Annotated in this window: 16 protein-coding genes and 1 pseudogene; 6 read left to right on the top strand and 11 right to left on the bottom strand. The window is 54.1% G+C overall.

The features are described from left to right. Window positions 1–41: 41 nt before the first annotated feature. From AWJ19_RS25000 to AWJ19_RS25025, 6 genes are all read right to left on the bottom strand, one after another. Window positions 42–890 (bottom strand): carbohydrate ABC transporter permease, encoded by an 849-nt coding sequence (locus tag AWJ19_RS25000; RefSeq protein ID WP_068727965.1) that lies wholly within the window; start codon window positions 888–890, stop codon window positions 42–44. A 16-nt stretch (window positions 891–906) separates the two neighbouring features. Continuing rightward, window positions 907–1785 carry a sugar ABC transporter permease gene (locus AWJ19_RS25005; protein ID WP_068727966.1) on the bottom strand — a complete coding sequence of 293 codons (879 nt, stop codon included), beginning with the start codon at window positions 1783–1785 and terminating at the stop codon, window positions 907–909. Window positions 1786–1867: 82 nt separating this feature from the next. Next, a complete protein-coding gene (locus AWJ19_RS25010; RefSeq protein ID WP_068727967.1) occupies window positions 1868–3187 on the bottom strand; it encodes an extracellular solute-binding protein in 1320 nt (439 codons plus the stop codon). Between the two features lie 171 nt (window positions 3188–3358). Next, window positions 3359–3544 (bottom strand): hypothetical protein, encoded by a 186-nt coding sequence (locus AWJ19_RS25015; protein ID WP_068727968.1) that lies wholly within the window; start codon window positions 3542–3544, stop codon window positions 3359–3361. 225 nt (window positions 3545–3769) lie between these two features. Next, entirely contained in the window at window positions 3770–4888 is a 1119-nt protein-coding gene (locus AWJ19_RS25020; RefSeq protein ID WP_241781879.1) for a response regulator, read from the bottom strand. Next, window positions 4863–6695 (bottom strand): sensor histidine kinase, encoded by a 1833-nt coding sequence (locus AWJ19_RS25025; protein ID WP_068727969.1) that lies wholly within the window; start codon window positions 6693–6695, stop codon window positions 4863–4865. Before AWJ19_RS25025 ends, AWJ19_RS25020 begins: the two co-directional genes overlap by 26 nt. A gap of 197 nt (window positions 6696–6892) precedes the next feature. On the opposite strand from AWJ19_RS25025, the gene AWJ19_RS25030 reads away from it, so the two are divergent. The 3 genes from AWJ19_RS25030 (at window position 6893) to AWJ19_RS25040 (ending at window position 12093) form a co-directional block, all read left to right on the top strand. Then, window positions 6893–7882 carry a substrate-binding domain-containing protein gene (locus tag AWJ19_RS25030; RefSeq protein WP_068727970.1) on the top strand — a complete coding sequence of 330 codons (990 nt, stop codon included), beginning with the start codon at window positions 6893–6895 and terminating at the stop codon, window positions 7880–7882. 35 nt (window positions 7883–7917) lie between these two features. Continuing rightward, window positions 7918–10167 carry an alpha-galactosidase gene (locus tag AWJ19_RS25035; RefSeq protein WP_068727999.1) on the top strand — a complete coding sequence of 750 codons (2250 nt, stop codon included), beginning with the start codon at window positions 7918–7920 and terminating at the stop codon, window positions 10165–10167. 213 nt (window positions 10168–10380) lie between these two features. After that, window positions 10381–12093: a methyl-accepting chemotaxis protein gene (locus AWJ19_RS25040; protein WP_068727971.1), complete on the top strand. Its 1713-nt coding sequence runs from the start codon at window positions 10381–10383 to the stop codon at window positions 12091–12093. A gap of 75 nt (window positions 12094–12168) precedes the next feature. On the opposite strand, the gene AWJ19_RS25045 is transcribed toward AWJ19_RS25040, so the two are convergent. Then, complete coding sequence (locus AWJ19_RS25045) at window positions 12169–12660, bottom strand: pyridoxamine 5'-phosphate oxidase family protein (RefSeq protein ID WP_068727972.1); 492 nt, start codon at window positions 12658–12660, stop codon at window positions 12169–12171. A gap of 217 nt (window positions 12661–12877) precedes the next feature. Here AWJ19_RS25045 and AWJ19_RS36880 point away from each other — a divergent pair. Then, window positions 12878–12985, top strand: a pseudogene (locus AWJ19_RS36880) (sugar ABC transporter permease); the annotation flags it as partial. A gap of 69 nt (window positions 12986–13054) precedes the next feature. Here AWJ19_RS36880 and AWJ19_RS25050 read toward each other — a convergent pair. After that, window positions 13055–14407 carry a sodium-dependent transporter gene (locus AWJ19_RS25050; protein ID WP_068727973.1) on the bottom strand — a complete coding sequence of 451 codons (1353 nt, stop codon included), beginning with the start codon at window positions 14405–14407 and terminating at the stop codon, window positions 13055–13057. Between the two features lie 264 nt (window positions 14408–14671). Between AWJ19_RS25050 and AWJ19_RS25055 the strand changes: the two genes are divergently transcribed. Next, on the top strand, window positions 14672–18070 hold the full coding sequence (locus AWJ19_RS25055; protein WP_068727974.1) for an S-layer homology domain-containing protein: 3399 nt from the start codon (window positions 14672–14674) through the stop codon (window positions 18068–18070). Between the two features lie 219 nt (window positions 18071–18289). Here AWJ19_RS25055 and AWJ19_RS25060 read toward each other — a convergent pair whose 3' ends face one another. Continuing rightward, window positions 18290–19000: a DNA alkylation repair protein gene (locus AWJ19_RS25060; RefSeq protein WP_068727975.1), complete on the bottom strand. Its 711-nt coding sequence runs from the start codon at window positions 18998–19000 to the stop codon at window positions 18290–18292. 386 nt (window positions 19001–19386) lie between these two features. After that, the gene (locus AWJ19_RS25065) at window positions 19387–20295 is read right to left on the bottom strand and encodes an ArsR family transcriptional regulator (protein ID WP_068727976.1); all 909 of its coding nucleotides are present in this window, start codon (window positions 20293–20295) and stop codon (window positions 19387–19389) included. A gap of 171 nt (window positions 20296–20466) precedes the next feature. Here AWJ19_RS25065 and AWJ19_RS25070 point away from each other — a divergent pair, with 171 nt between their 5' ends. Next, the gene (locus AWJ19_RS25070) at window positions 20467–21963 is read left to right on the top strand and encodes a glycoside hydrolase family 43 protein (protein ID WP_068727977.1); all 1497 of its coding nucleotides are present in this window, start codon (window positions 20467–20469) and stop codon (window positions 21961–21963) included. A 634-nt stretch (window positions 21964–22597) separates the two neighbouring features. On the opposite strand, the gene AWJ19_RS25075 is transcribed toward AWJ19_RS25070, so the two are convergent. Next, the gene (locus AWJ19_RS25075) at window positions 22598–24850 is read right to left on the bottom strand and encodes a helix-turn-helix domain-containing protein (protein ID WP_241781880.1); all 2253 of its coding nucleotides are present in this window, start codon (window positions 24848–24850) and stop codon (window positions 22598–22600) included. Window positions 24851–24898: the final 48 nt, after the last annotated feature.

Below are 24898 nucleotides of genomic sequence, written 5' to 3' on the forward strand. Positions count from 1 at the left end.
TTCCTTAAAGTCCTGCAAACGCTACTACTCCACCGGAACAATTAGCCTTTTACCGCCGACCCCACTGTCATCGCCCGCTCCACCTGCTCACTAAGCAGCAGATAGACTAGCACCATCGGAACCGAAGCAATCGTCATCACCGCCCCCATCGCTCCCCAGTCCGTGCTGTAGGAGCCCTGGAAGAAGAGCAGGCCGAGCGGCAGTGTTTTCATATTTTCATCGGAAATAAGAATATAGGCCAAGGTGAACTCGTTCCAGTTGTTCAGGAATTGGAAAATCGCAATCGTAGCAATCGCCGGCAGTGCCAGCGGCAGGATGACCTGGCCGAACAGCCGGTAAATGCTCGCTCCGTCGATGCAGGCGGCCTCTTCTATTTCCCGGGGAATGCTTACCAGGAACCCATAGAACACCATTGTTGAGAACGGAAGACCGATAGCTATGTAGGGGATGATAAGCGCCCCATAGGTATTGGTAAGGTGGAAATCACGCACCAGAATGGCCAAAGGAATCATAATAACCTGCAGCGGCATGAACATTCCCACAATCATATACGTTCTTACCGCCGAGCGGAACTTCCACTGCATCCGGGCTACGGCAAAAGCGAACATCAGCGCCAGCAGCAGAATGCATAGTGTAGATATAATAGAAACGATGAAGCTGTTCATAAAATAGCGCGGAATATTAAACTGTGTCCAGGCATTAACATAGTTCTCAAACCGGAAATGGGTCGGGAACCCAAACGGGTTAGTGACGAAGATTTCGTCATTATTTTTCAGTGAATAGGAAATCATCCAGAACAGCGGGTACACCGATACGATAAAATACAGCCACAGCGGAATTTGCAGCAGAAAGCTGCCGATGGACCGGAATGTTATTGTTTTTGAATTCATGTGGTGCTCCTTTCCATTAGGCGTGCTGTCCGCGGTCGAATACTTTGTTGATTACAACCGTCGCCACAAGCGAGATCATGACGAGCAGAACCGATACGGCGCAGGCATAACCATAGTTACTCTCCATAAAAGCATACCGGTAAATCATAAAGGTCAGCGTATAGTTGGTCGTACCCGGGCCGCCGTTGGTCATGATCAGCATCTGCACGAACGCACCGATCCCGGAGGTAATAGCGATGGTGAAGCAGAATTTAAATGTCTCGCGCATCAGCGGAAGGGTTACATGCCAGTGTGCCCGCCATTTACCGCAGCCGTCAATCGTCGCAGCCTCGAAGTAATCCTCTGGTACAGCTTTAACACCCGCGTATAACAGCGAGAACTGATAGCCCATGAACTGCCAGGCGTTGACAAAAGCGATCGCAATAATCGACTGTGTCGGCGAAACCAGCCAGTTCTGCTGATACGGAATGCCCAGTACATCGAACAGCTTGTTCACAAGCCCGTTCGTCGGGTCGTACATGGCAATCCACAGCTGGCAGACAACGGTAACCGACAGGACCACGGGGATAAAATACGCCGTTTTGAGCAGCTTGCGTCCGCGAACCCGCGGATTCGCGCACACAAGCGCCAGAATGGTGCCGAGTCCGATCTGAAACACAGCCAGTACCAGGGCAAACAAAGCCCCGTTCTTAAGCGAAGTGCCAAGCAGAGGATCACTGAACAGCTCGCGGTAATTCGCCAGGCCAGCAAAGGTAGCAGTACTCAGACCGTCCCAGTCATAAAAGCTGCGGAATACGGTCTGCAGTACCGGATAGATCAGGATAACACTGTATAATAACAGGGCAGGGAGCAGAAAGAGCGCCAATGCCGGTTTATTTCCCAAGTACTTATTCATGCGGTTGGTTCCCTCCTTCTTCCGTTACAGCCAGACCCCGGGGCATGGGCCACAGGGTCGGGACTGCATAAGAATGACTAAATTACTGATTTTCTTTGCTAAGCACCCGGTTCAGGTTGGTGATAAAATCATCTGCGGTAAATCCGTCTACCAGCATATTCTGAGTGTTGTCATTAACTGCATTCTGGATTTGGGTGTTGCTCAGCAGCTTCGCATATTCTTTGGCATTTGGCAGCAGCTCATCAGCAATGCGCTGCATCATAACCGGCACATCGGACGCGATCGGCTTGTCGGTTTTCGGCGAAACGATCGGGCTGCCCAGCTGGGTATATTTATACTCTGCCGATTTGGCTGCCAGGAAGGCGGCTACCTTAACTGCGGTTTCCTTGTTTTCGCTTGCCGGAGATACCGCATAGCCCTGCGGGGATCCCGCTCCGGCAATGTTGTACTTAGAAGCCTCGTAGGTTGCTTCGTCCTTGGCCGGCCAGTACATCCAGTCTACCTGGTCACCGAGCTTCTCGGCCGAGCTGTAGATTTCCCATTGGCCGTTGACGAACATTCCCGCACGCCCCTGATAAAATTGGGAGGAAGCCTGGTCATAGTTGGTATTCGTTGCGTTAGCGTCGAATAATCCGGCCTGCTGCAGCTTTTCCATCTGCTCTGCTGCGGTTACGAATGCCTGCGGCAGCTCGGTCAGCCCCTGCTGATCCAATGCGCCAAATCCGGCCGCATCCTCACGGGTTACGAGACCGTTGTAGAACGCGGAGGTAATCCATTTTTCTTTTGCAAAAATCGACATCGGCACATAGCCCGCTGCCTTCAACTTACCGGCTGCAGCAGCCAGCTCATCGTAGGTCTTAATTGGAGTGGCAATGCCTACTTCATCAAAAATAGTTTTGTTGTAGTAGATCACCTGGAACTCGATACCTGTGTCAGGATACGCGTATACATGTCCGTCCGGGGCAATCAGGCGCGATTCTACGCCCGGGTTCAGGCTGTTTTTGTATTCGGTGGTGGCTTCGTAATCATCCAGTACTTCTACATTTTGGGATTTGGCAAAAGTCTGCAGTGTCGCCCAGTCTGTGAAGTAAATATCAGGCATGTTGCCGGTTGCCGCATACGTCTTCAGCTTCTGGTTGCCGTCCTGCACCGCCGGATCCAGCTCGATCTCAACCTCCGGCATTTCTTTCTTCAGCTCTGCTACTGCATAGTCAAACGGACCCTTTGTATCATCGTCAAAATGCTGGGCGTATACCTTCAGTTTTATTGTGCCGCCCTCAGCCGGTGTATTGGCAGCCGCACTGTCGTCGGAAGCTGCATTATTGCCGCCGCAGGCTGAAAGCACCAGTGCCATGGAAAGCGTTATCATTAGTGCACTTAAGCCTTTGCGCTGATTGTTCATTGTTGAATCCCCCTCATGCGATTATATGTCTTGAGGCTATGCTGTCCTTGCCACATTCACATTATAGCCCCGGACCCCGGCCGATCTTAAGGCACTAAACGGGCCTAACCCGTAAAAAACGGGACAAAAAAAGAAAGTCACCCCTGTGAGGGGTGACAAGATGCAAAGCTTCTAAAGGTTTGCTGCACATACACTGTCTCTCATTCCGCCCATTTGGCCGCTTCCGGCGAAATCAAAGGCATTTGTGTCTCTCATTCCGCCCATTTGCCCGTTATCGTCGAAATCAAAGACATTTTTGACTCTCATTCCGCCCACTTGCCCGTTATCGGCGAAATCAAAGGCATTTGTGCCTCTCATTCCGCCAACTTACGCGCTTCCGGCGAAATCAAGGCATTTTTGTCTCTCATTTCGCCCTTTGCCAGTGGCCACTGGCCACTGACAATACGCTCCACTATCACTTCATCCCTGTCACAGCTCCGGCAGGATTCGGAGATCCCGTTTGCCTCCCGGTTTCCGTGCCTGCTCGCCGGGCATCTGCCCTCCAGCACCCGCTAGTAGGTGCAGCCGCCGCCCCGTACCCGGCTATTTCCGCACCAGCTGCTCATATTCAGTCGGCGTCACGCCGAAGCGCTTTTTGAAGCTTTTGCTGAAATAGTTAGGGTCCGCGTAGCCGACACTCTCGGAGATATCGGCCAACCGGCGGTTGCCTTCCAGCAGCAGGGCACGTGCTTTTTTCATACGGATATGGGTAATATGGTCAACAATGGAGTGGCCCGATTCCTTGCGGAAGATGCGGCGCAGGTAGCTGGAATCGACATAGACGCCGCCCGCCACCTGTTCGGCTGATAAGTCTGCATCCGCATAATGCTGCTCGATGTACCGGATAGCGGCGCTGAACAGGCTGGACGCCTTGGTCGGTTTCACATCCTCCGTCAGCTGGATCACCCTGCGGTACAAGGCGATCAGCCACTCCTCTGCCTCGTCCCAGGTTGCACAGGCCTTCAGCCTGTCATACGGCGCCTTGTCCTCCCCGCTGTCCCACACCCGGCTGTACGCAAAGCCGCGTTCCCCCGCAAACGTCAACGCCAGCGACAGCAGCCCCATCATCATTGCATCCGCATATTCGTCTCCCCAGGCGCTGCTGCGCAGCCGGCCTACGGCTTTGCGCACCTCATCCAGCACGTCGGCGTCCTTCATGCGCAGCCCGAGCACGATCGCATCACGTACCGCACCGAGCTCCAGCGCCTCCTGTCCGGAACGGTCATCCCCCGCAGACCCGCCGTCCTGCGCCGCTTGCGGATCCGCCTCACGGCCGCCGGACAAGCGCGGCAGCTTCGGCCGGATGCGCTCCAGCATCTCGGTCATCTCCGCTTCGTTGAACGGCTTGAGCAGATAATCCTGCACGCCGGTGCGTACCGCCTTCTGCACATACTCAAACTCATTGTGCCCGGAAATGAACACAATGACGATCCGCTCAAAGCGGTCCTTCAGCTTGACCGCCAGCTCAATACCGTCCATAAACGGCATATTGATATCCACCAGCGCCAGATGCGGCTGATGCTTCTCCGCTTCCGCCAGAGCCTCCTGCCCATTCCTTGCTTCGCAGCATACGTGGAAGCCGTGGTGCTGCCAGTCCATTTTGAGCCTGAGAAAATCGCGGAACAGCGGCTCGTCATCAACAATCATCACCTTGTACATCATGCACATCCCTCTTTTCGTTTCCAAGCAGCGGCAGCGACAGCTCCACCACTGTTCCTTCACCCGCAGCGCTACGCACCGTCAGTCCGTACTCCTCGCCGAAATACAGGCTCAGCCGCTGCCTTACGCTGTAAGTTCCGATCGACCGGGTCTCTTCTTCTGGAGAATGCCCGGACATGATCGCCTCAATCCGCTCTTCATTCATGCCCACCCCGTTGTCTGTTACCTGAACTACCACTTTCCCTCCGGCAACACCGGCCTGAATCCGGATGAAGCCTTTGCTGCCTTTCTTTTTCAGCCCGTGATAGATCGCATTCTCCACCAGCGGCTGCAGCGACAGCTTCGGAACCGGCGTGCCTGACAGCTCGGGCGGAATATCGATTTCATAGCGGAATACGTCAGGGTAGCGGATCTGCATAATCGCCAGATAATCGTCAGTGATCTGGGCCTCTTTTTCCAGAATAATCAGCTCTCTGCCCTTGTTAAGCACCATCCGGTAAAAATCCGCCAGCGCCTTGGTCGTATCCCGCGCCTCCTCGTTGCGGTCCAGCTCATTCAGCACGTAGATGGTATCCAGGGTGTTATATAAAAAATGCGGCTTAATCTGCGCGCTGATCAGCGCCAGCTCATACTCCCGCTTGCGGTTCTGCTCCTCCGTCACCGTGACCAGCAGCTCGCCGACCCGGCCGACCATAAAATTAAACGCCTCGGCAATCGTCCCGATTTCATCCTCTGTTCTCGCTGCAGCAACCGGCCGCAGATCACCGCTCACCACCTGCCGCATAGCCCGGGTCAGCCGCTCCAGCGGTCCAGCCACCATCCGGGAGAGCAAATTGGCCCCGAACAGGGAGATAATCAGACAAAGGGCGCCGACCAGCGCAGTCAGCCGTACATTCTGCTGCACATCTGCCGTCAGCAGCTTCAGCGATACAACGTTGATCAGCTCCCAGTCCATCCGGCCGTAAGGACTGACTGTAACCAGATTGCCGCCCTCCTGATAGGAAAAGCTCGCTTCCCCGGCCGAACCGCCGGCTTCTGCGATTTTGGCAGCCACTGCAGGCTCTGCCGGCTGTAGCAGGCTGTCCTTTTCCGCCGCGGCCACGATGCGCCCGCGCTCATCCACGAAGTAATAGGCTTTGGGTGCTGCCGGATCACTCGACTGCAAATAGGCTGACAGCTGCTCCTCCCTGATCATTAAAAAAAGAGTGCCCAGCGTTTCGCCGCTGTCAATATTAATGACCATTTTGCCAAGGGTCAGGACCGGAGCCTCCGGGTCGGGAGTCAGATAATTCCGCTGTTCCATCCCGAACCAGCGGGACACGCCGTAGCTGCCGGAAGCCTCTACCTTCTCCAGCATACCGCTTGCGGCAATGCCTGCCTCCTCCCCTCCCGAAGCATAGGACGGGTAGATCGTACCGTTCTTGCCGACGAAGACCGCGGCATCCACCTCCCGGAAAATGGACAGGTCTGTGGACAGCCGGCTCTGCATCAGATTCGCAAAGCGCACCTCCTCCAGCGGAAGCGTCCGGTCAGCGGGATTGGATTCATACAGCCGGTTGATATTCGTGACCATAATATTGGCCGCAGTCTCTGCACTGCGCAAAATATAATCCGTACGTGAAAGGATCAGCTGGGACTCGTCCGCAACATTGCGCGTCGTCCGCTCAATCAGCGAGCGGCTGAATAAATGGCTGGACAATACGCCCAGAATAAGCAGAGACAAGATCAGCAGGGGCAGAAAAATCGCAATCACCTTACTTTTAAAGCGGAGCCGTCCAAACCAATTACCGATAAATACTGGAATTTTCAAGCCAGTTCTCCTCCGCCCTCCAATGAATATTCAACATGGTAACATAATCCCCCAGGCTTTAGAAGCTGTCCGCGTAAGCAGGCCTGTCCCCCCATTCTCCGCAAAAAGCGGGCTTGAAAGTTCATCGTCCGGGTGGTAGGATAAAAGCGTAATCATTTTAGTAAATTTATTAACTAAACTTAAAAGGCGGGAGCAGCTTGGCAACGATTAAAGATATCGCCCGTGAAGCCGGAGTATCCGCAGCTACTGTATCGCGGGTGTTAAATAACGACCTGACCCTGGCGGTCAGCGAAGATACGCGGACCCGGATCTTTGCCGTCGCGGAGCAGCTTGACTACAAGCCCGCCCGGCTGAGGCAACTGAAGAGAGAGACCGGGCTCGGCGGCAAAACCGTTTCCCTCCTGCTCTGGTGCTCCCCCGAGGAAGAACGGGATGACCCGTATTACGGCTCTATCCGCCGCGGAGTGGAGCTGCGCTGCGAGGAGCTGGGCATCCGGCTCGGCCAGACGCTGCGCGGCCGTGCGCCGCAGCATCTGCTCCAGTCCGGCGACGGCCTTATCGTTGTCGGCGGCTTCGCTCTCAAAGACATCGAAGGGCTGCATTCCGATCCTGACACTATAGTGCTTGTCGACCAGTACCAGGAACGCTCTGACTATGATTCGGTGCGGACGCATTTCCGGCAGGCAGTGGACCAGGCGCTCGGCCATCTGTTTGCCCTCGGCCACAAGGATATTGCCTTTATCGGCGGGGGTGACAGCGGGGAACGCCGGGCTCATCATTTCGAGCGGATAATGCAGCAGCAGGGCTGCTACGATCCTTCGCTGGTCCGCACCGGCAGCTGGAGCAGCGCCGACGGCTACCGGATGATGGACGAGCTGCTGGCGGGCACAAAGCGGCCGACTGCCTGCTTCGCAGCCAGCGATCCGCTTGCGGTCGGCGCCCTGCGCGCCCTGCATGAGCACGGGGTCCAGGTGCCGCAGGAAATGGCCATCGTCGGCTTCGACGATATCGAGATGGCAGCTTATGTCCAGCCGCCGCTGACCACAATCCGCGCTTATCCCGAGCAGATGGGCAAGGCTGCCGTTCAGCTGCTTGCCGAACGGTTTGAAGGTCGCGAAGCACCGTCGCATACGATTATCGGCACAAAGCTGATCGTCCGTGGAACCTGCGGAGCATCAGCGGATTAATCTTACATTGACAAGGAGAGAATTAAGGTATGAGCATGAACATTTACGTCGACGAATCGCTTGGCCTGTTCCATCTTCAATCCAAAGGTACCAGCTATATTATCCAGCTCGTCGAAGGCTATCCTTCCCACGTATACTGGGGATCACGCCTCCGCCATGACAGCACGCTGGCTGATGCGCTCCAGATCCGCGAGCGTTCATCGTTTTCCCCGAATCCGGTGCCCGGCAAACCGTCCCTTTCCCTGGATGCCCTGCCTCAGGAGTATCCGCAGTACGGCACAAGTGATTTCCGCCGTCCCGCTTACCAGGCCCAGCTTGCCGACGGCAGTCGGATCACAGAGCTGAAATATGTTGGATATGCTATTACTTCCGGCAAGCCGGTTCTTGAAGGACTTCCCGCTGTCTATACTGAGAGCGATGATGAAGCACAGACGCTGGAGCTCACACTGAAGGATGACTACGCAGGGCTTACTGTTAAGCTGCTGTACACCGTTTTCGCTGATCACAGCGCGATTACCCGCTCCGTACACTTCGAGCATGGCGGCACAGAGCCGCTTCGGCTGGAGCAGGCGCTGAGCGCCTCGGTTGATTTTGCCGACTCCGCCTATGATACCCTTCACCTCAGCGGGGCCTGGGTAAGAGAGCGCCACATCCAGCGCCGTGCGCTTGTGCCGGGTGCCGCAGTAGCACTCGAGAGCCGCCGCGGCTCAAGCAGCCATCAGGTTAACCCGTTTATGGCCCTGCTGCAGCGCGGCGCGGATGAAGACCACGGCGATGTATACGGCTTCAGCCTGGTCTACAGCGGCAGCTTTGCTGCTGTTGCCGAGGTTGAGCAGTTCGGAACAACCCGTGTGAACATCGGGATTAACCCGTTTGATTTCTCCTGGCTGCTGGAGCCGGGCCAGACCTTCCAGACTCCGGAAGCGGTACTGGTCTATTCCGGCGAAGGGCTTGGCGGTATGTCGCGCACCTATCACCGCCTGTACCGGACCCGTCTGAGCCGCGGTGTTCACCGCGACAAAGCCCGTCCGATCCTGGTCAACAACTGGGAAGCCACTTATTTTAACTTTGACGCCGACAAAATCACCGCCATCGCCAAAGAAGCCGGTCCGCTCGGCATCGAGCTGTTCGTGCTTGACGACGGCTGGTTCGGCAAGCGTGACAACGACGACAGCTCCCTCGGCGACTGGTTCGAACACAGCCGCAAGCTGCCGGGCGGTCTTGCTGACCTGGCCGGCCGCGTAAACGCTGAAGGCCTGCAGTTTGGCCTCTGGGTGGAGCCGGAGATGGTCTCGCCGGACAGCGAGCTGTACCGCAAGCACCCGGACTGGTGTCTGCATGCTGAAGGGCGCCGCCGTACCGAAGCGCGCAACCAGCTGATCCTTGATCTTTCACGTCCGGAGGTCTGCGAATACCTGTATGAAACCTTGAGCGCAGTCTTCGCCAGCGCACCGATTACGTATGTCAAGTGGGATATGAACCGCAACATGACCGAGATTGTCTCTGCTGCGGCAGCTCCTGAGCGGCAGAAGGAAACCGCCCACCGCTATATGCTCGGTCTCTATAATCTGATGGAGCGCCTGACTTCGCGCTTCCCTGATATCCTGTTCGAGAGCTGCTCCGGCGGCGGCGGCCGGTTCGATCCGGGCATGCTGTTCTACATGCCGCAGACCTGGACCAGTGACGACACCGATGCCATCGAGCGTCTGGCGATCCAGTACGGCACAAGCATTGTGTATCCGGCCAGCAGCATGGGCGCACATGTCTCCGCTGTGCCGAACCATCAGGTTGAGCGCACAACCTCGCTTGCGATCCGCGGCGACGTGGCGATGAGCGGCAACTTCGGCTACGAGCTGGATCTGACAGCCTTCACCGAAGCAGAAAAGAACCTGGCTGCCAAGCAGATCGCCCAATATAAAGAGATCCGTACACTTGTCCAACAAGGGGATATGTACCGGCTGCTAAGCCCGTTCGAGGGCAGCGGCGATACGGCCTGGATGTTTGTCAGCGAAGACAAGACAGAAGCATTCGTAGCGTACTTCCGTGTACTCGCTAAGCCTAATGCTCCAATTGCACGGCTTGTGCTCAAGGGGCTTGATCCGGCGCTCGACTATGTGCTGGAGAACGGCGCAGCCGATAATACGGACAGCGCAGCCCCGTTCCAGCCGGCCTTCGGCGGAACGCCTTACGGCGGCGACCGCCTGATGCGCATCGGACTCGTCGTCTCCGATCTGCGCGGTGATTTCGCCAGCTGCACCTACCGTCTGAGAGCGGTAAGACGCTAAGTTTGCTCCAGCACTCAGTCAGCTGATTACAGCAATAGCAATGCAGCAAAAAAGGGTATTTATCTCCGCCCGGAGATGAATACCCTTTTCTCTATTTTACCAATACAAAAGTCCCGGAATTCTCCCCTATCTGCTCAACAAACGGCTGTAATCTGTCGATATATATTTTGTTAAAATAATTGACATTATAGAGAAACAAAGGGGACATCCTGTATGAGACTGTTAAAAAACCTGGGTATTGCAAAAAAGCTTATGATTCTCATCCTGGTGAGTGCAGCTTCTCTTCTTACCATCGGAACAATCGGGCAGGTCTACACCAATATAATGGCCGATAAATCTACAGTAATGTACGAGGAGAATCTTATCCCGCTCAAAACCGTCATGCAGATGCGGATAAACGCCAGAGCAAGTGATGCCTATACGCTTGAGCTGCTGACAACCAAAAATGCCGACCGTATAAAAGAGTTAAATGAGGAAATTATTTCAGCATGGGCGGAAATTGACGACATGATCGGAGAGATTGAAGCGACACATCTCCGGGAAGAGGAACGTCAGCTTATAGCCCGGTATCATGAGCAGGCCGCTGTACTGGAAGCTTCGAGACTTCAGGTCATTGAATTGGCCTCACAGAATAAAAATGAGCTGGCCTATATAGTCTATACAGAAGAAGTGGAATCCCAGCGCAAGCTGGTCAATGACACGCTAAAAGCCCTGCAGCAATCCAAGGTTGAAGGCGCCGGGGAAATTAATTCACAGAATCAGAGCCGGGTCACCCGAATTACGATTATTGCCTCATCCGTCATGATGGCTACACTCCTGCTGCTCGTCTTCCTCGGCCTGCTGATCTCGCGCATGATTGTCCGGCCGGTCAAGGAGGTAAGAAGCCTGCTGCTGCAGGCTGAGCATGGTGACTTCACCGTGAAAAGCAGCTATGTCTCCAAAGACGAGATCGGCGGACTGTCCGCTTCCTTTAATGAAATGACCGGCAAGCTGCAGTCGATCTTCAGCACCGTCCAGGAATCCTCGCATTTCGTTGCCTCCACCTCCGAGGAGCTTAGCGCAAGCGCTGAGCAGAACAGCCATGCTAGCGGGCATATTGCCGAAACCGTACAGGAGCTTGCCACCGGGACGGAAAAGCAGGTTCATCTCGTCGAAGGCAGCTCGGCCTCCATCACGGAGATAAACGGCTATACGCAGACCATTGCCGGCAATACAGAGCGGATGAAGCAGGACGCGCTGCATGCTTCCCGGCTGTCTGCGGAAGGCAACCAGGCCATTACCGAAGTAACAGCCCAGATGAATTCAATCTCCTCCAATGTGCATAGCCTGTTTGAAGCAGTCACCAGCCTGAATCACCGCTCCGCCGAAATTGGACAGATCATCAGTGTGATCTCCGGCATTTCTGCACAGACCAACCTCCTTGCGCTGAATGCCTCTATTGAAGCAGCCAGAGCCGGGGAGCACGGGCGGGGATTTGCTGTTGTCGCCGGGGAGGTCAGAAAACTGGCAGAGCAGTCGGACCGGTCAGCAGAGCAGATCACGCAGCTGATCGGGCTGATTCAGCAGGATACGGAAGTTACCCTGTCCACAATGGACAAAACCTCACAGGAAGTGGAGTCGGGGTTAAGCATTGTCAATCACGCAGGCCGTTCCTTCCATAACATTGAAGAAGCCGTGAGCCGTTTTGTGGATCAGATTGCAGACATTGCCGAAGCTATACAGATGCTGGCCGAAGGGACATCGGGCATCGATGATTCAATCGGCGCGGTCAGCGCTGTAGCCCGGGATTCCGCCTCCATCACCCAGAATATTTCTGCCGCAACCGAAGAGCAGCTGGCCTCCATGCAGGAAATCTCCTCTTCCGCCCAGGCGCTGGCCAGCCTTGCTGATGATCTTCAGAAAATTTTGAACCAGTTCAAAATCTGAACTACAGCCTACAGATATATGAAAAAAAGGAGCTCCGCTTTTGCAGCGGGGCTCCTTATCCATTCAGGGTCCGTACTATTCCAGCTCAACCGTCTGATTGAGGTTCGAATCTTCTGTGTCCTGATTAGTTATTCTTTTGAACATATAGCTCGCCTTCTCGGCCAGGTTGCCGCTCTTCCAGTATTCCGCTGCTTCGGCATGGACCTGGATCAGGATGACTTCCGGATCATCATAGCTGGTCTTCAAAAAGGCTTCATAGCCCGGATTCCAGTATTCCTTCTTCTTGGCCACATCATCCACAATTCTCGCCACACCGCGGATCGAGACATAGGATTTATCGGCATAAACCACATTCACCCGCGGGTCGTGCAGGATCTCGTCGAACTTGCTGGTATCCTTTTTGGTCAAAAACCACAAGTCTCCGTCAAATTCAACCTCCTGCGTCTTCATCGGCCGGGACACCAGACCTTCAGGTGAAATCGTGGTGAACATCGCCGTATCAATGCCCTTGATCAGCTTGCGGACCGTCTCGACGGCCTCCTGGTGGCTATTGTTCAAAGTTGACATGCTTATCGCCTCATTTCTTCCATGTTAGGGTAATAGGTTATCCAAACGCCTATCTTTTATTTACCCTAAATCGCGGGCGATTATCGGCGGGCATTGTTCCGGGTTGCTATTCCTTACGGTAATAAGGCAGCCGGCCGTTATGACGGAACCGCGATGCCGCAGAAGCCAGGCCTGTTTCGCTGGTCTATATACTGTATAAATATGGAATAATATCCACTGGGAGTCGATGATATACATCGCTGCGCTGACGGGAATCGATCAGGAGCAGTATGAAGCCTCCCGGATCGACGGGGCCAGCAAGCTGAAGCAGATGCTGTATACCACGCGCCAGCTCTGACCTGTTCAGTTAAAAAAAGCCCCCGGGACAAATCCCGGGGGCTTACATACCTACACTTTAGAATTTGATAATTCCCGACGTGTGCAGCAGCACCAGGAATACAAGCACTGGAGCCACATAACGCAGGGTGAACAGCCAGATGCGGAACCAGCGGGCATTCAGTCCTGCCGCATCAGCTGCACCTTTCCAGAAGTAGCCCGCAAATATGGTAATCAGCAGGCCGCCGAGCGGCAGCATGATGTTGGAGGTGATAAAGTCCATCCAGTCAAACAGCGCTTTTCCGCCGAACGTAAGCTCAGGGAACATGCCCAGCGACATGGCTGACGGAATACCGACCAGGAAGCAGGCTAGTGACAGAATCCAGACGGCACGCGGACGGCTCCAGTTCCAGCGCTCCATAGCGTAGGATACCGGAACTTCTAGCAGCGATACCGCCGATGTCAGAGCGGCAATCGCCAGCAGAATGAAGAACAGTCCGCCGAAGAAGGCGCCGAAAGGCATCGCCGAGAAAGCCGCCGGCAGCGCGATAAAGATCAGCGAAGGCCCCTGGTCAGGAGCAATGCCGAACGAGAACGTGGTCGGGAAAATAATCAGACCGGCGATGAACGCATAGAGCAGATCGCCTGCGCCGATAGCCAGTGTGGCAGTGCCGAGTGACTGGTTTTTGTCCACATAGGAACCGTAAGTCAGCAAGATCCCCATCCCGAGTGACAGGGAGAAGAAGGCATGTCCCAGAGCGACCAGCGCGGATTCCGCTGTCAGCACCGAGAAGTCCGGTTTAAGGAAAAAGGATACGCCGGCAGAAGAACCGGGCAGTGTAACGGCACGGATCATCAGTACGATCAGCAGCACGACCAGACCGGGAATCAGCACCTTGTTGAATTTTTCGATCCCGCCGGATACGCCGAGAATTACGACCGCAGCCGTGATCAGCATGGCTACGCCCTGCCAGACAATCGGCATATAACCGGAGATAAAGGAACCGAACTCACCTGCATAATCGGTATTGCTGAACAGCTGTCCGTTAAAAGAAACCACCGCGTATTGCAGTGTCCAGCCGGCAACGATGACGTAGAACGAGAGGATCAGAAAGGGTGCAATGACCTGGAGGATACCGGCAGCCTTCCAGCCTTTACCGCCTCCTGCACGGATGAATGAGGTTGCGGCGCTTCCGCGTCCGCTCCGTCCGATAGCCAGCTCAGCCAGTAAGACCGGCAACCCAATCAGCACCAGGCAGACAATAAAGAGCAGGAAAAAGGCCGCTCCCCCGTTTTCCCCTGTAATATAAGGGAACTTCCACATATTCCCCAGACCCACCGAGCTCCCGATGGCTGCAAGAATGAAGCCGCTATTCGAGAAACGTTCCTTTTTCTCCGTCAGCAGGCTTTGTTGACCTTTGTTTTGATTCATGTACTGACCCCATTTATTTGTTTTTTATGCCCCATTATAGCTTATGTAACGCATTTGTGTCATATATTTTTTTAATTCATTGACGCGTTAAAATCTGGCAGAGTGAATTCATTCCATTAATGATTTAAAATTTATTTATAACATTTTTAGGTTAATGGTCCGATAAATGCTTTATATCTTTAATACATACCCTCGCTAAAGGAGGCAGGCGAGCTTAACCTTTAAATAAAGTGCTTCCAACAACTAAAACCAACATCAAGGGAGATGAACTCACTGAAGACCAAATCATTATTCTCCAAGCTTTCTGTACTGTTTTTGGCTGCAGCAATGCTTATCAATCTTACCGGACTTACAGCCTATACTTCGGCAGCCGAAGCGCCCGATCTGCTCCATAAGGCTTATATTACCAGCTTTAACACAGGCGTAGTGGATGTTGTCAATCTGGAAAACAATACAGTGGAAAAAGGGAAGATAAAGGTCGGGAGCTCGCCTAACAGCGCAGGCTTCAATCCTAACGGCAAACAGATTTATGTTACAAACCGCAGCAGCTCAAGTGTATCCGTTATTGATCCGGCTACCGACACTGTAATCAGCACAATTCCCGTAGGTGCATCACCGCATGGTGTTGCTTTTAATGCCAGCGGCAGTAAGGCGTATGTCGCTAACCGCAGCAGCGGAACAATCAGTGTCATTGATACCGCAACGCTGGAAGTGACGAATACCATTAATGTAGCGGCCACACCGACTGTTATTGTCGTTGTGGGGAGTAAGCTGTTCGTCACCACCCAAACCGCTAACTCGGTTACGGTTGTAGATCTGGCCCAGGAAAAGATGGTATCCAGCATCGCTGTTCCTAACGGTCCATATGGACTATCCGTCAACCCGGCAGGTACCAAGCTGTATACGGCAAATCAGAATGGCAGCTCAGTAACAGTCATCAATGTTGCTGACAACACAGTTGAAGCAACTATTACAGTCGGCAGTGCTCCTCATGCTACAGAGTCTTCTCCCGATGGCAGCCGTGTTTATGTTGCGAATGCCTCGTCCAACAATGTGTCCGTTATTGACACTGCGACGAACACAGTAATCAAGACCGTACCTGTCGGCGGCAGTCCTTATGTTGTCGGGGCCTCTGCGGACGGAAAACATGCATATACCATTAACTACACAGGCAGCAGCATGAGTGTCATCGATACGGACACCCTGACTGTAACGGCTACGATTTCGCTCAGCAACGGGCCGTTTATGGTCGGTACATTCATGGTATCTACGGCCGCTGCAGCCAACCCGGTCACTCCACAAGTTGCGGCTCCTGAGGCTAACCCTGCAGCAGGCGCTGTTCCTTCCGGCACAGAAGTCACTTTAACAACAGCAACGGAAGATGCGTCGATCTACTACACAACGGATGGCAGCAATCCTACTTCCGGCAGCCAGCTCTATACCGGACCGGTCGCCATAACGCAGGCGTTGACGCTGAAAGCCATTGCCGTTAAGGCAGACATGAAGGACAGTGAAATTTTGAGTCAGGACTACACACTGACTGCTCCTGAGAACAGCATCATCGAGCCGGACACAGCTGTCTTTGACAAACGCACCGGTGCGCAGGCTGATATAGCTGTAAGCATGAATCTGAAGGGCAACACCCTGACAAGCATTGAATACGCAGGTACACCGCTGGCGGAGGGAACCGACTACACCGTTTCCGGTACTACAGTCACCCTCTCTGCTGCTTATCTGGCGAAACAGCCGCTCGGAACGCTGCAGCTCACCTTTATTTTCAGTGCCGGAGCACCGCAGGCTCTGACAGTTGCAGTGTCCGATACGACGCAGATCCCGGGCGCTCCGGTTCTGCAATCGGCTGTTCCCGGCAATGGGCAGGTTCAATTGTCCTGGACTCCTGTTGAAGAGGCTGCCGCCTACAAGATCTATCAGAGTGTAAGCTCGGCAACCTACGGGGAGGAATTGGCTACAGTCTCTTCTTCCGTATACACCTACACTGCTTCAGGCCTGACTAACGGCACAGCCTATTATTATGCAGTCCAGGCCGTCAACTCTGCGGGAGACAGTCCGATATCCAACCAGGCAAGCGCAACGCCAATTACAGTACCGGGTGCACCGCTGGCAGTAAGTGCAGCTGCAGGTGACAAAACAGCTGTCATTCAGTTCGCCGCGCCGGCAGACAACGGAGGCAGTCCGGTTACAGGCTATGAGATCAGCTCGGCTGAGGGCGGCATCAAGGTAAGCGCCGCTTCAAGTCCGGTAGTCATCACAGGACTGCAGAACGGAACCACCTATACGTTCACTATAAAAGCCATTAATGCCGCAGGTACAGGTGCCGCCGCTACTACAAATGCTGTAACTCCTGCCCCTGCTGTGATTACAGCTCCGGCTCCGACAGCAACCCCGGCGCCAGCTGCTACAGGCACAGCAGTGCTTGTCAACGGACAGCTGCAGACGATCGGACAGTCTACGGTAACACAGTCCGGCGGCCAGAAGGTTACCACTCTGACCCTTGATGAAACCAAGCTTCAGGAACAGCTGAATGCCGCAGGCAACGGTGCCGTCATTACACTGCCATTCACAGAAGCTTCCGATGTATTCGTAGGTGAGCTGAACGGGCAGATGGTGAGCAGCCTGGAACAGAAGCAGGGTGTGATCAAAATCCAGACCCCGCAGGCCAGCTACACACTGCCTGCCGGCCTTCTGCGGATAAGCAGCCTCTCGCAGCAGCTGGAGCAGACTTCAGCGCTGCAGCAGATTGCACTGCAAATCCGGATTGCAGCACCGGCCGCAACCCAGCTGCAAATTATTAACAATGCTGCGACTTCCGGCAACTTCACCCTGGCAGCCGCACCGCTGGAATTCACGATTACAGCAACAAGCGGCGGTAAAACAATCGATGTAAATACCTTCAACACCTACGTTGAAAGAAGTATCAAGCTGCCAAGCGGCACAGATGCAAGCAGAATCACAACCGCGCTTGTTATTGAACCTGACGGTTCCGTCCGCCATGTACCGACTAAGGTTATTACCGAGGACGGCGGACAGGTTGCCCGGATCAACAGCTTGACCAACAGCACTTATGCCCTTGTGTATCACCCGGTTACTTTTACAGATGTGGCGGGCAACTGGTCCCAGTCTGTAGCTAATGATCTCGCATCACGTATGGTCTTAAACGGAACCGAGGATGGTGCATTCCATCCCGGCCAGGATATGACCCGCGCCGAATTCGCTGCAACGCTCGTAAGAGCGCTGGGACTTAAGCTGGAAAGCGGCACATCCTCCTTCACGGATGTCCAGTCTTCCGCATGGTACAGCCAGGCTGTCCAGACAGCAGTAAGCCATAATCTGATTCAAGGCTTTGAAGATCAGACCTTCCGGCCGCTGGAGCAGATCACCCGTGAGCAGGCGATGACCATCATTGCCAAAGCTCTTGCCTACAGTCCTGCTGTACAGGCAGACGGAAGCCAGGCCGCCGCACTCAGCTCCTTCAAAGATGCCGGACAGGTATCCGCCTGGGCAGCTGCAGGTGTCAGTGAAGCACTGAAATCCGGTATTGTTTCCGGCCGTAATGAGAGCACGCTGGCTCCAAAAGCCAACGTCACCCGTGCTGAGGTAGCCGCCTTGATCCACCGCTTCCTCGAAAAATCCGGTCTGATCTAAATCATCCACGCAACAAAAAAACTCCCCGGTCGGCGGGATTTTTTGTTGCATTACATCATCTACTATGATCCGGTTACCAGCTCATACACATCGCTGCAGACCCTCATTTTCAGCTATAACCCTGTATTATTGCACTGTCAATGTCTTCGTCTGCGTTCCGGAGAATGGCACCGGGATGTAGGCTACGCGTGAAACCTGAGTCAGCTTCGCCTTCATCACTCAGCATCTCACATGCCGGCGCTTGAACCCGAGCTTCTGCCCTTTTTCCATCGCCTTCTCAATATTCGCATAGGCATGAATGTGCTTGCTCTTTCCCTTGCCGTCCCCGACTTCTACCGGTCCTACCTCTTTGGCTGTTGCGACAGCCTGCTCATGAAGCGGCACATAAGATATGCTCACTGTGTAGAGGAAGTTATTCATCGAATATCGGGTCCGTTCGGGCGCATCGTGAATGGTATTCTTCACCAGCTCCAGCATGCCGGCCAGCTTGTCTGCATCGAATTCCGCGTCCTTCCGGTTGCCGAGCAGCCAGCAGTAACAGCTCCAGCCCGCCGACATCCGCAGGTCCTCACCGCTGGCAATCCATTTATCAGCCACCTGCTGGGCAATATCCGCCTCCGCAAGCGTCACCGCCACCACAAAATCGGACAGCATATAAAAGTAGGCATCATCCATCCACCGGTCATAATCAGCTTCGGTCATGCCATTCGGATCAGCAATAATCCCGGCAAAATACATCGCGTCATAGTTGCCTGTAGCATACAGCTGTTCAGCCAGCTCCTGATTAATCCCGGTCTGCTTGAAAATTGGCTTCATCGCTCCGGTCGCCACGCCGAACAGAGGCTCCTGTGCACCGTTCGAGCAGTACATTTTCTTCGTGCGTTCCTTGCCGAGGGCTTCGAGCTCCTGCATTACCGTTTCTGCATTCATCCATAACACGTCCTTAGCTTTAGATACTGAAAGTGTACTTCACAGCTGCCCTTGCCGCAAGTGAGGCTGTTAGCGGAGCGGCCGTTGTCTGTTGTCTGCTGGCGGAGGAATTCCTACGTGGGCCCACCTACAATTAGTTGGATTTTCGGCACCTAATTCCGTCATTCTCCATGATTTTTGATATTTAGTTGGAAAATCGCCACTTAGTTTTGGTTAAAAGGCTCCTTTGGAGCAAATACGGCAAGATTAAGTTACCTTTTTCCACCTGATTATCTTTTCCCGGTAATTTGTCCGGAAATAGATGGCTATTTTCCACTTAGTTTAGCTTTCGCTTAGTTGCACAAGACACATCCAGCACTCTCAGTACTCCAGCACTTTCAGCAACCTCACCCCTCAAGCTGCACACGGATTACAATATCCTGGTCGTGATTGCCGAACCCGGCTCCATACAGTGTCAGTCCGCCGACATGGGCGGCCTGTTCTTCAACCGCAAAACGCAGCGTCCAGAACGGCTCCTGCAGCCTGACGTCATGAACGGTCACCGCCGACATCTGCTCCCCGTCGATCCAGGTGCCTGAAGCATCGATGCGGATCGTCTTGAGCAGCCCGTACTGGTTCACATTGCGGTGCCACCAGGATGGCGTGTATTTGCCGCGGGCGGCCCGGCCGAAGTCGGCCGGGCTGGTCCAGATGCCGAGCTGGATACCGTTGAAGGTGAAGCTGATATCAGACGGCCAGTCATCCTTCAGTCCGGGTGCCTCCGAAGCCAGCTCCACCGAAATTTCAAGCGCTTCGACCTTCTGGCCGGGGAGCAGATAATTCGGCGTTTTATACTCCACATACCCTTTGCCGAACCACAGGATTGCCGCATTCACCCGCTCGGGATCATAGAAGTAACGTGGATCATCCCACACTCCGATCTCCATCTCACGGGTGCCCAGCCCGCAGGTCGGATGTACCTCAAAGGAGGTATAGTGGCCGACGGAAATACTCTGCTCCCTGATTCTCGCATTACGGTATGCCGACGGCAATTCAACCTCGATGTGCTTTTCCATGAGAAAACACAGCTTGTGTGTTCCCCCGTTCAGCCGTACTCTGCGGCTCCCCAGCAGCCCGGCCTGCTCCAGCTTGCGGATATGCATCGTAACAATCGACGGGCTGAGCTCCAGCCTGGAAGCAATCTCCTTCATGTTCATCTCCTGCCCGGCAAGCAGGCTCATAATCCGCCATCTCACCTCGCTTGCCAGCGCTTCATACAGCGGCAGATATTTCGGTTCCCCATTTGCCCTGATCATTGGTGTTATCCATCCTCTGCAACTGAATTCATATATATATTAATTTAATTGATTTAATATTTCTGAGCAACCTCAATCCATTGCAAGTTTACTAGTGATATTGTTTAATTTCATTAGTTAGCGCTTATCCTAGATTCATATATATAAGAATTCATAAACGAGGTGGAAATTATGATATACAACAATCCGGTTATCAAAGGCTTTTATCCGGATCCCAGCGTCTGCAGGGCAGGAGATACATATTATCTCGTCTGCAGCTCCTTTCAATTTTTCCCGGGTGTTCCGCTGTTTGAGAGCAAGGATCTGATCAACTGGACGCAAATCGGCCACTGCCTGACCCGGAACAGCCAGGTGCAGCTGGGCGAAGTAGGCAGCTCCGGCGGGGTATTCGCCCCTACGATCCGCTACAACGACGGACGGTTCTATATGACGACAACCAATGATTCACTGCGCCAAAACTTTTATGTATGGACTGACGATATTTACGGGGAATGGTCGGAGCCGATCTTTGTTGATCAGGGCGGGATCGATCCGGATCTGTATTTTGAAGACGGCCGGGCTTACTTTATGAGCAACGGCCAGGACGACAACGGTGTTGGCGGAGTTGTCCAATGCGAGATTGACATCACTACCGGACAGAAGCTCTCCCCGAGCCGGACGATCTGGCAGGGTACCGGCGGCCGTTATCTGGAAAGTCCGCACATGTACCATATCAACGGACGGTATTATCTTATGACGGCTGAAGGCGGCACCGAGTACGGCCACATGGTCATTTATGCCCGGAGTGAGCAGCTGTCCGGCCCGTTCGAGTCCTACCCGCACAACCCGGTGCTGACCAACCGCAATCTCGGCGGCTATGAGCTGCAGGGCGTCGGGCACGGCGACCTGATCCAGGACCCTAAAGGTAACTGGTGGATGCTGCATCTGGGCTTCCGCCAGACCGGACGCTGGCTGACCTTCCACCACCTGGGGCGCGAGGTATTTCTCACCCCTGTAACATTTGATGAGGATGGCTGGTTCACCGCAGGGCATAACGGCACTACACTGAGCAGCTTTGAGACTGACCGTTTTCCGGAAAGCACAGTCCAGGAGGACAAGAAACGCTATACCTTCGGCAACACGGACTGGAACCTCGACTGGTGTTATCTGCGTCATCCGGCAACGGAGAATTACAAGCTGGATACTGAAAAAGCAGTTTTGACAGGAACCGGGGTTACCCTCGATGTGCCGGCTTCCCCGACCTTTATCGGCATCCGGCAGAGAGACTTCGATGCGGTCATTTCCTGCAAGGTGAAGCTCACCGGCAACGGCGAGGCAGGCCTCACACTCTACATGGATGAGCTGCATCACTATGATCTGGCGGTTGTAAAAGATCAGGACGGTTACCGGGTGATTGAGCGGCTGAACATCGGGGATGTCAAATCGGTTGAGCATACCGCTGCGCTGAATGACCAGCAGGAAGCGACGCTGCTTATCAAATCCGCATCTGAACGCTACAGCTTCTTCCTTCAGCAGGCGGACGGCACAGAGCTGCCGCTCGGAACAGCGCATACCAAATACCTCTCCTCCGAGGTGGCCGGCGGCTTTACCGGCGTGTTGATCGGACTGTATGCCTGCGGCGGGGGCTCATCCGCTGAATTTACTGACTTCGTATGCGAGTATAAGTAGAACGATGCAATGTACGGCATAAAATCCCTCTCGCCACAGTGGCGCCTTAGCATGGACGCTGACTGCAGTCCTTTGCGGGGATCCCAAAAACATATACTTTTTAGCCTTATTAGAGAAGCCCCGACTTCAGCAGCGTGCTGACTGACGGGGCTTCTTATAATAGAAAGTAGTTTAATCTGATTCAACTGCTGATTAACTGCTAATCTATTGCTACTCTACTGCTAATCAACGGCTACTCAACGGCTAATTCACTGTTACTCAACTGCTAATCCAACTTACATAATTTAATAGTTTCGCTTATCTTATTTCGCACATCGCTCAGCAATTAACAATCGCCCCTCGGGTAACAATTAGCGAAGTGAATCAAAGGCACTTTTGCCCTCCATCCGGCATATTTAGTCGGGCCGGGCAAAATCAGAGGCACTTTTGCCCTTCATTCGGCCGATTCAGCCGGGCAGGGCAAATTCAAAGGCACTTTTGCCCTTCATTCAGCTTTTGCCCTTCATTCGGCTTTTGCCCTTCATTCGGCTTTCACCCTTCATTCAGCTTTTGCCCTTCATTCGGCTTTCACCCTTCATTCATCCGGCACATTCAGCCGGACAGCGCATTGCTTCACCCTCTCCCGCAGCAGCCGCTACTCCTCCACATCTCCCCCGGAAGCTGCCGTGCCTGCCTGAAGCTCCCGGTACTGGCCCGGCGAGATGCCGGTGATTTTTTTGAACACGCGGATGAAGGAGGTCGCACCCGCATAGCCGAGCAGATGGGAAATGTCCTGCACAGTGGCTTCCGTTTCGCGCAGCAGCTGCTTGGCATGCTCAATCCGCAGGCCGATCAGGAAGTCGCTGAAGTTCTGGCCGATGCTCTCTTTGAACAGCTGGCTCAAATACTTGGGGCTGATCTGAAACTTGTCGCTAAGCAGTGTAAGCGACAGATCGGGGTCCAGAAAATGCGCAGCAACATAATCGCGGATCTCCTTCATCTGCGTGTTGTACCGCCGGTTCTGGGACAGCTCCCCCATCACGCCCGATAACCGGGTAATGACGTCTGCGAAATCCCGCTCCAGCTGGGCCAGCGTATCGGATTGCTCCACAGAAGCCAGCAGCCCCGGCTTGGCCTCCTCCTGCCAGCTTCCGCTGATTTCCGGCAGCGTGCGTTCCAGCTCATATTCCAGATGGAAAATGAAATAATGCAGCAGCCGCTCTACATCCTCCTTACGCAGACGGTTGACGCCCATTTCACCAAACAGCCGGTTCAGCTCATGTAACCAGCCGGATTCGGCCATCCGCAGCTGGCGGACCACCGAGCGGATCATTTCCAGGTACATAAACCATTCGCCGTCCTTGTTCTCTTTGACCTCAACGGAGTCGATGACCCGGTTCAGCCCAAGCGACACTTTACGGCTGACGGCGGCAGATGCTTCCTCGAACGATACGGCTATCTCAGGCTCATTATCCACCGCCGTACCGATTCCGATCGTGACGGTAAAATCCAGATGGTTCTCCACCCAGGCCCGGATCTGCTCCGCTATCTGCAGCATCGCCTGTTCCAGCATACCGCCTGTCTCCTCAGCCAGCAGCAGGACCAGCTGGTTCTTGGTAATCCATTCGACAACAATCCGCCGGCCGCTCTGTCCTGACACCTCTGCCGCTACACTGCTCGTAATAAATTTGAACAGGGACTGGTCATTCTGACTGTATTTCAGGCAGAAGTCTACATAATGGTCCAGCTCCAGCAGCCCGACGATATAATGGCCTCCGGTCAGGCCGAAATGCTGCCGCTCCTGCTCCCAGGCTTCCCGGTCGTCCTCGTACTCCCCTTTTAACAGCGTCTGCAGGAATTGCTGCCGGCGGATCACCAGATGCTCCTGCTGCTGCTCCTGAAAAGCCATATTGTTCGTAATCAGCCGTTCAATCGCCTGGTCAATGAAGGCGAACTCGTTCGCGCCGCCCTTGGAATCAGATGTTTTAACCGCCTGTGAAAACCGCTCGATCCGGTGCAGAATCATTTCAATCGGCCTGTAATTCCTCCGGGTTACATAGAAAGTCGTGCCGATGGCAAAAGCGATTGCCCCCAAGCCAAGCAGCACCCAAACCGTACTCCCGTGGAACAGCGCATCCAGCAGCTGGCCGCCGCGGATGCCGACCCGGTAGGTCCAGCCAGTATAATCCGATTCAATATCCACACTCAGCCTGTTCTTCCCTGGGAGCGTCTCCTCTTCCCCGAAAAAGGCACGGCCCGCCGCATCATACAGCTCCGCCTCCGTAATGGAATAGTCAACCGCCTGGCCGATGTATGAGCGGAGCGATGAGGTTTTGACGTTGATGACCAGGTAGCCGAGGCTGCCGGAATTACGGGGGATTTTGAAGCCGAGAGAGGTTACCTTATCCTGCGCAGCTCCCCGGATGCCTGCACTCTCTTTCATACGCGGCGAAGACCAGACTCCGGTGTAGGCCTGCTCCAGCGCGGTGCGGACATAAGCCTGGTCGGGAAACTGCTCCAGAGGGCGGATTGTGCTCTGGTCAAGCACGGATCCATCCCTCGCCCGGTACAGATAGACCGAATCAATCAGGCCGTAGCGGACCATCATGCTGCTCAGAATATTCGAGGCATCGAAATCCAGCGCCCCGTCGGATGGGGCATCCAGAAACTGCTGCAGCGTACCGCCTGTATCGATAGCCTGCTGGGCCTCGAACGAAATGCCCTTGAGCGTCGTATCGGTCATGTTAACCACATATTTAGCCGTCAGCCGGTTGGCCTGTAGCGCATTGTTCACATTGAACTGATTCATGATCGAGAAGAAAATGAAAGTCAGAATGCTCACGGTGATAAACAGAATAGGCAGGTAGGTTAATAGCATTCTTATAATGTAGTTGTTGCTTACCTTCACTTTCTTCCCCATCCTTTATACGTGAAAATACCGGCAGGCAGCCCCCTT

The sequence above is a fragment of the Paenibacillus sp. DMB5 genome (genome assembly GCF_001517085.1).
Taxonomy (GTDB): Bacteria; Bacillota; Bacilli; order Paenibacillales; family Paenibacillaceae; genus Paenibacillus_AQ.

Coding starts and splice junctions, on each gene's coding strand:
- AWJ19_RS25020 (WP_241781879.1), bottom strand. CDS start 4,888: ATGATGTACAAGGTGATGATTGTTGATGACGAGCCGCTGTTCCGCGAT.
- AWJ19_RS25035 (WP_068727999.1), top strand. CDS start 7,918: ATGAACATTTACGTCGACGAATCGCTTGGCCTGTTCCATCTTCAATCC.
- AWJ19_RS25050 (WP_068727973.1), bottom strand. CDS start 14,407: ATGAATCAAAACAAAGGTCAACAAAGCCTGCTGACGGAGAAAAAGGAA.
- AWJ19_RS25045 (WP_068727972.1), bottom strand. CDS start 12,660: ATGTCAACTTTGAACAATAGCCACCAGGAGGCCGTCGAGACGGTCCGC.
- AWJ19_RS25005 (WP_068727966.1), bottom strand. CDS start 1,785: ATGAATAAGTACTTGGGAAATAAACCGGCATTGGCGCTCTTTCTGCTC.
- AWJ19_RS25010 (WP_068727967.1), bottom strand. CDS start 3,187: ATGAACAATCAGCGCAAAGGCTTAAGTGCACTAATGATAACGCTTTCC.
- AWJ19_RS25000 (WP_068727965.1), bottom strand. CDS start 890: ATGAATTCAAAAACAATAACATTCCGGTCCATCGGCAGCTTTCTGCTG.
- AWJ19_RS25055 (WP_068727974.1), top strand. CDS start 14,672: ATGAACTCACTGAAGACCAAATCATTATTCTCCAAGCTTTCTGTACTG.
- AWJ19_RS25040 (WP_068727971.1), top strand. CDS start 10,381: ATGAGACTGTTAAAAAACCTGGGTATTGCAAAAAAGCTTATGATTCTC.
- AWJ19_RS25065 (WP_068727976.1), bottom strand. CDS start 20,295: ATGATCAGGGCAAATGGGGAACCGAAATATCTGCCGCTGTATGAAGCG.
- AWJ19_RS25070 (WP_068727977.1), top strand. CDS start 20,467: ATGATATACAACAATCCGGTTATCAAAGGCTTTTATCCGGATCCCAGC.
- AWJ19_RS25060 (WP_068727975.1), bottom strand. CDS start 19,000: ATGAATGCAGAAACGGTAATGCAGGAGCTCGAAGCCCTCGGCAAGGAA.
- AWJ19_RS25015 (WP_068727968.1), bottom strand. CDS start 3,544: ATGAGAGGCACAAATGCCTTTGATTTCGCCGATAACGGGCAAGTGGGC.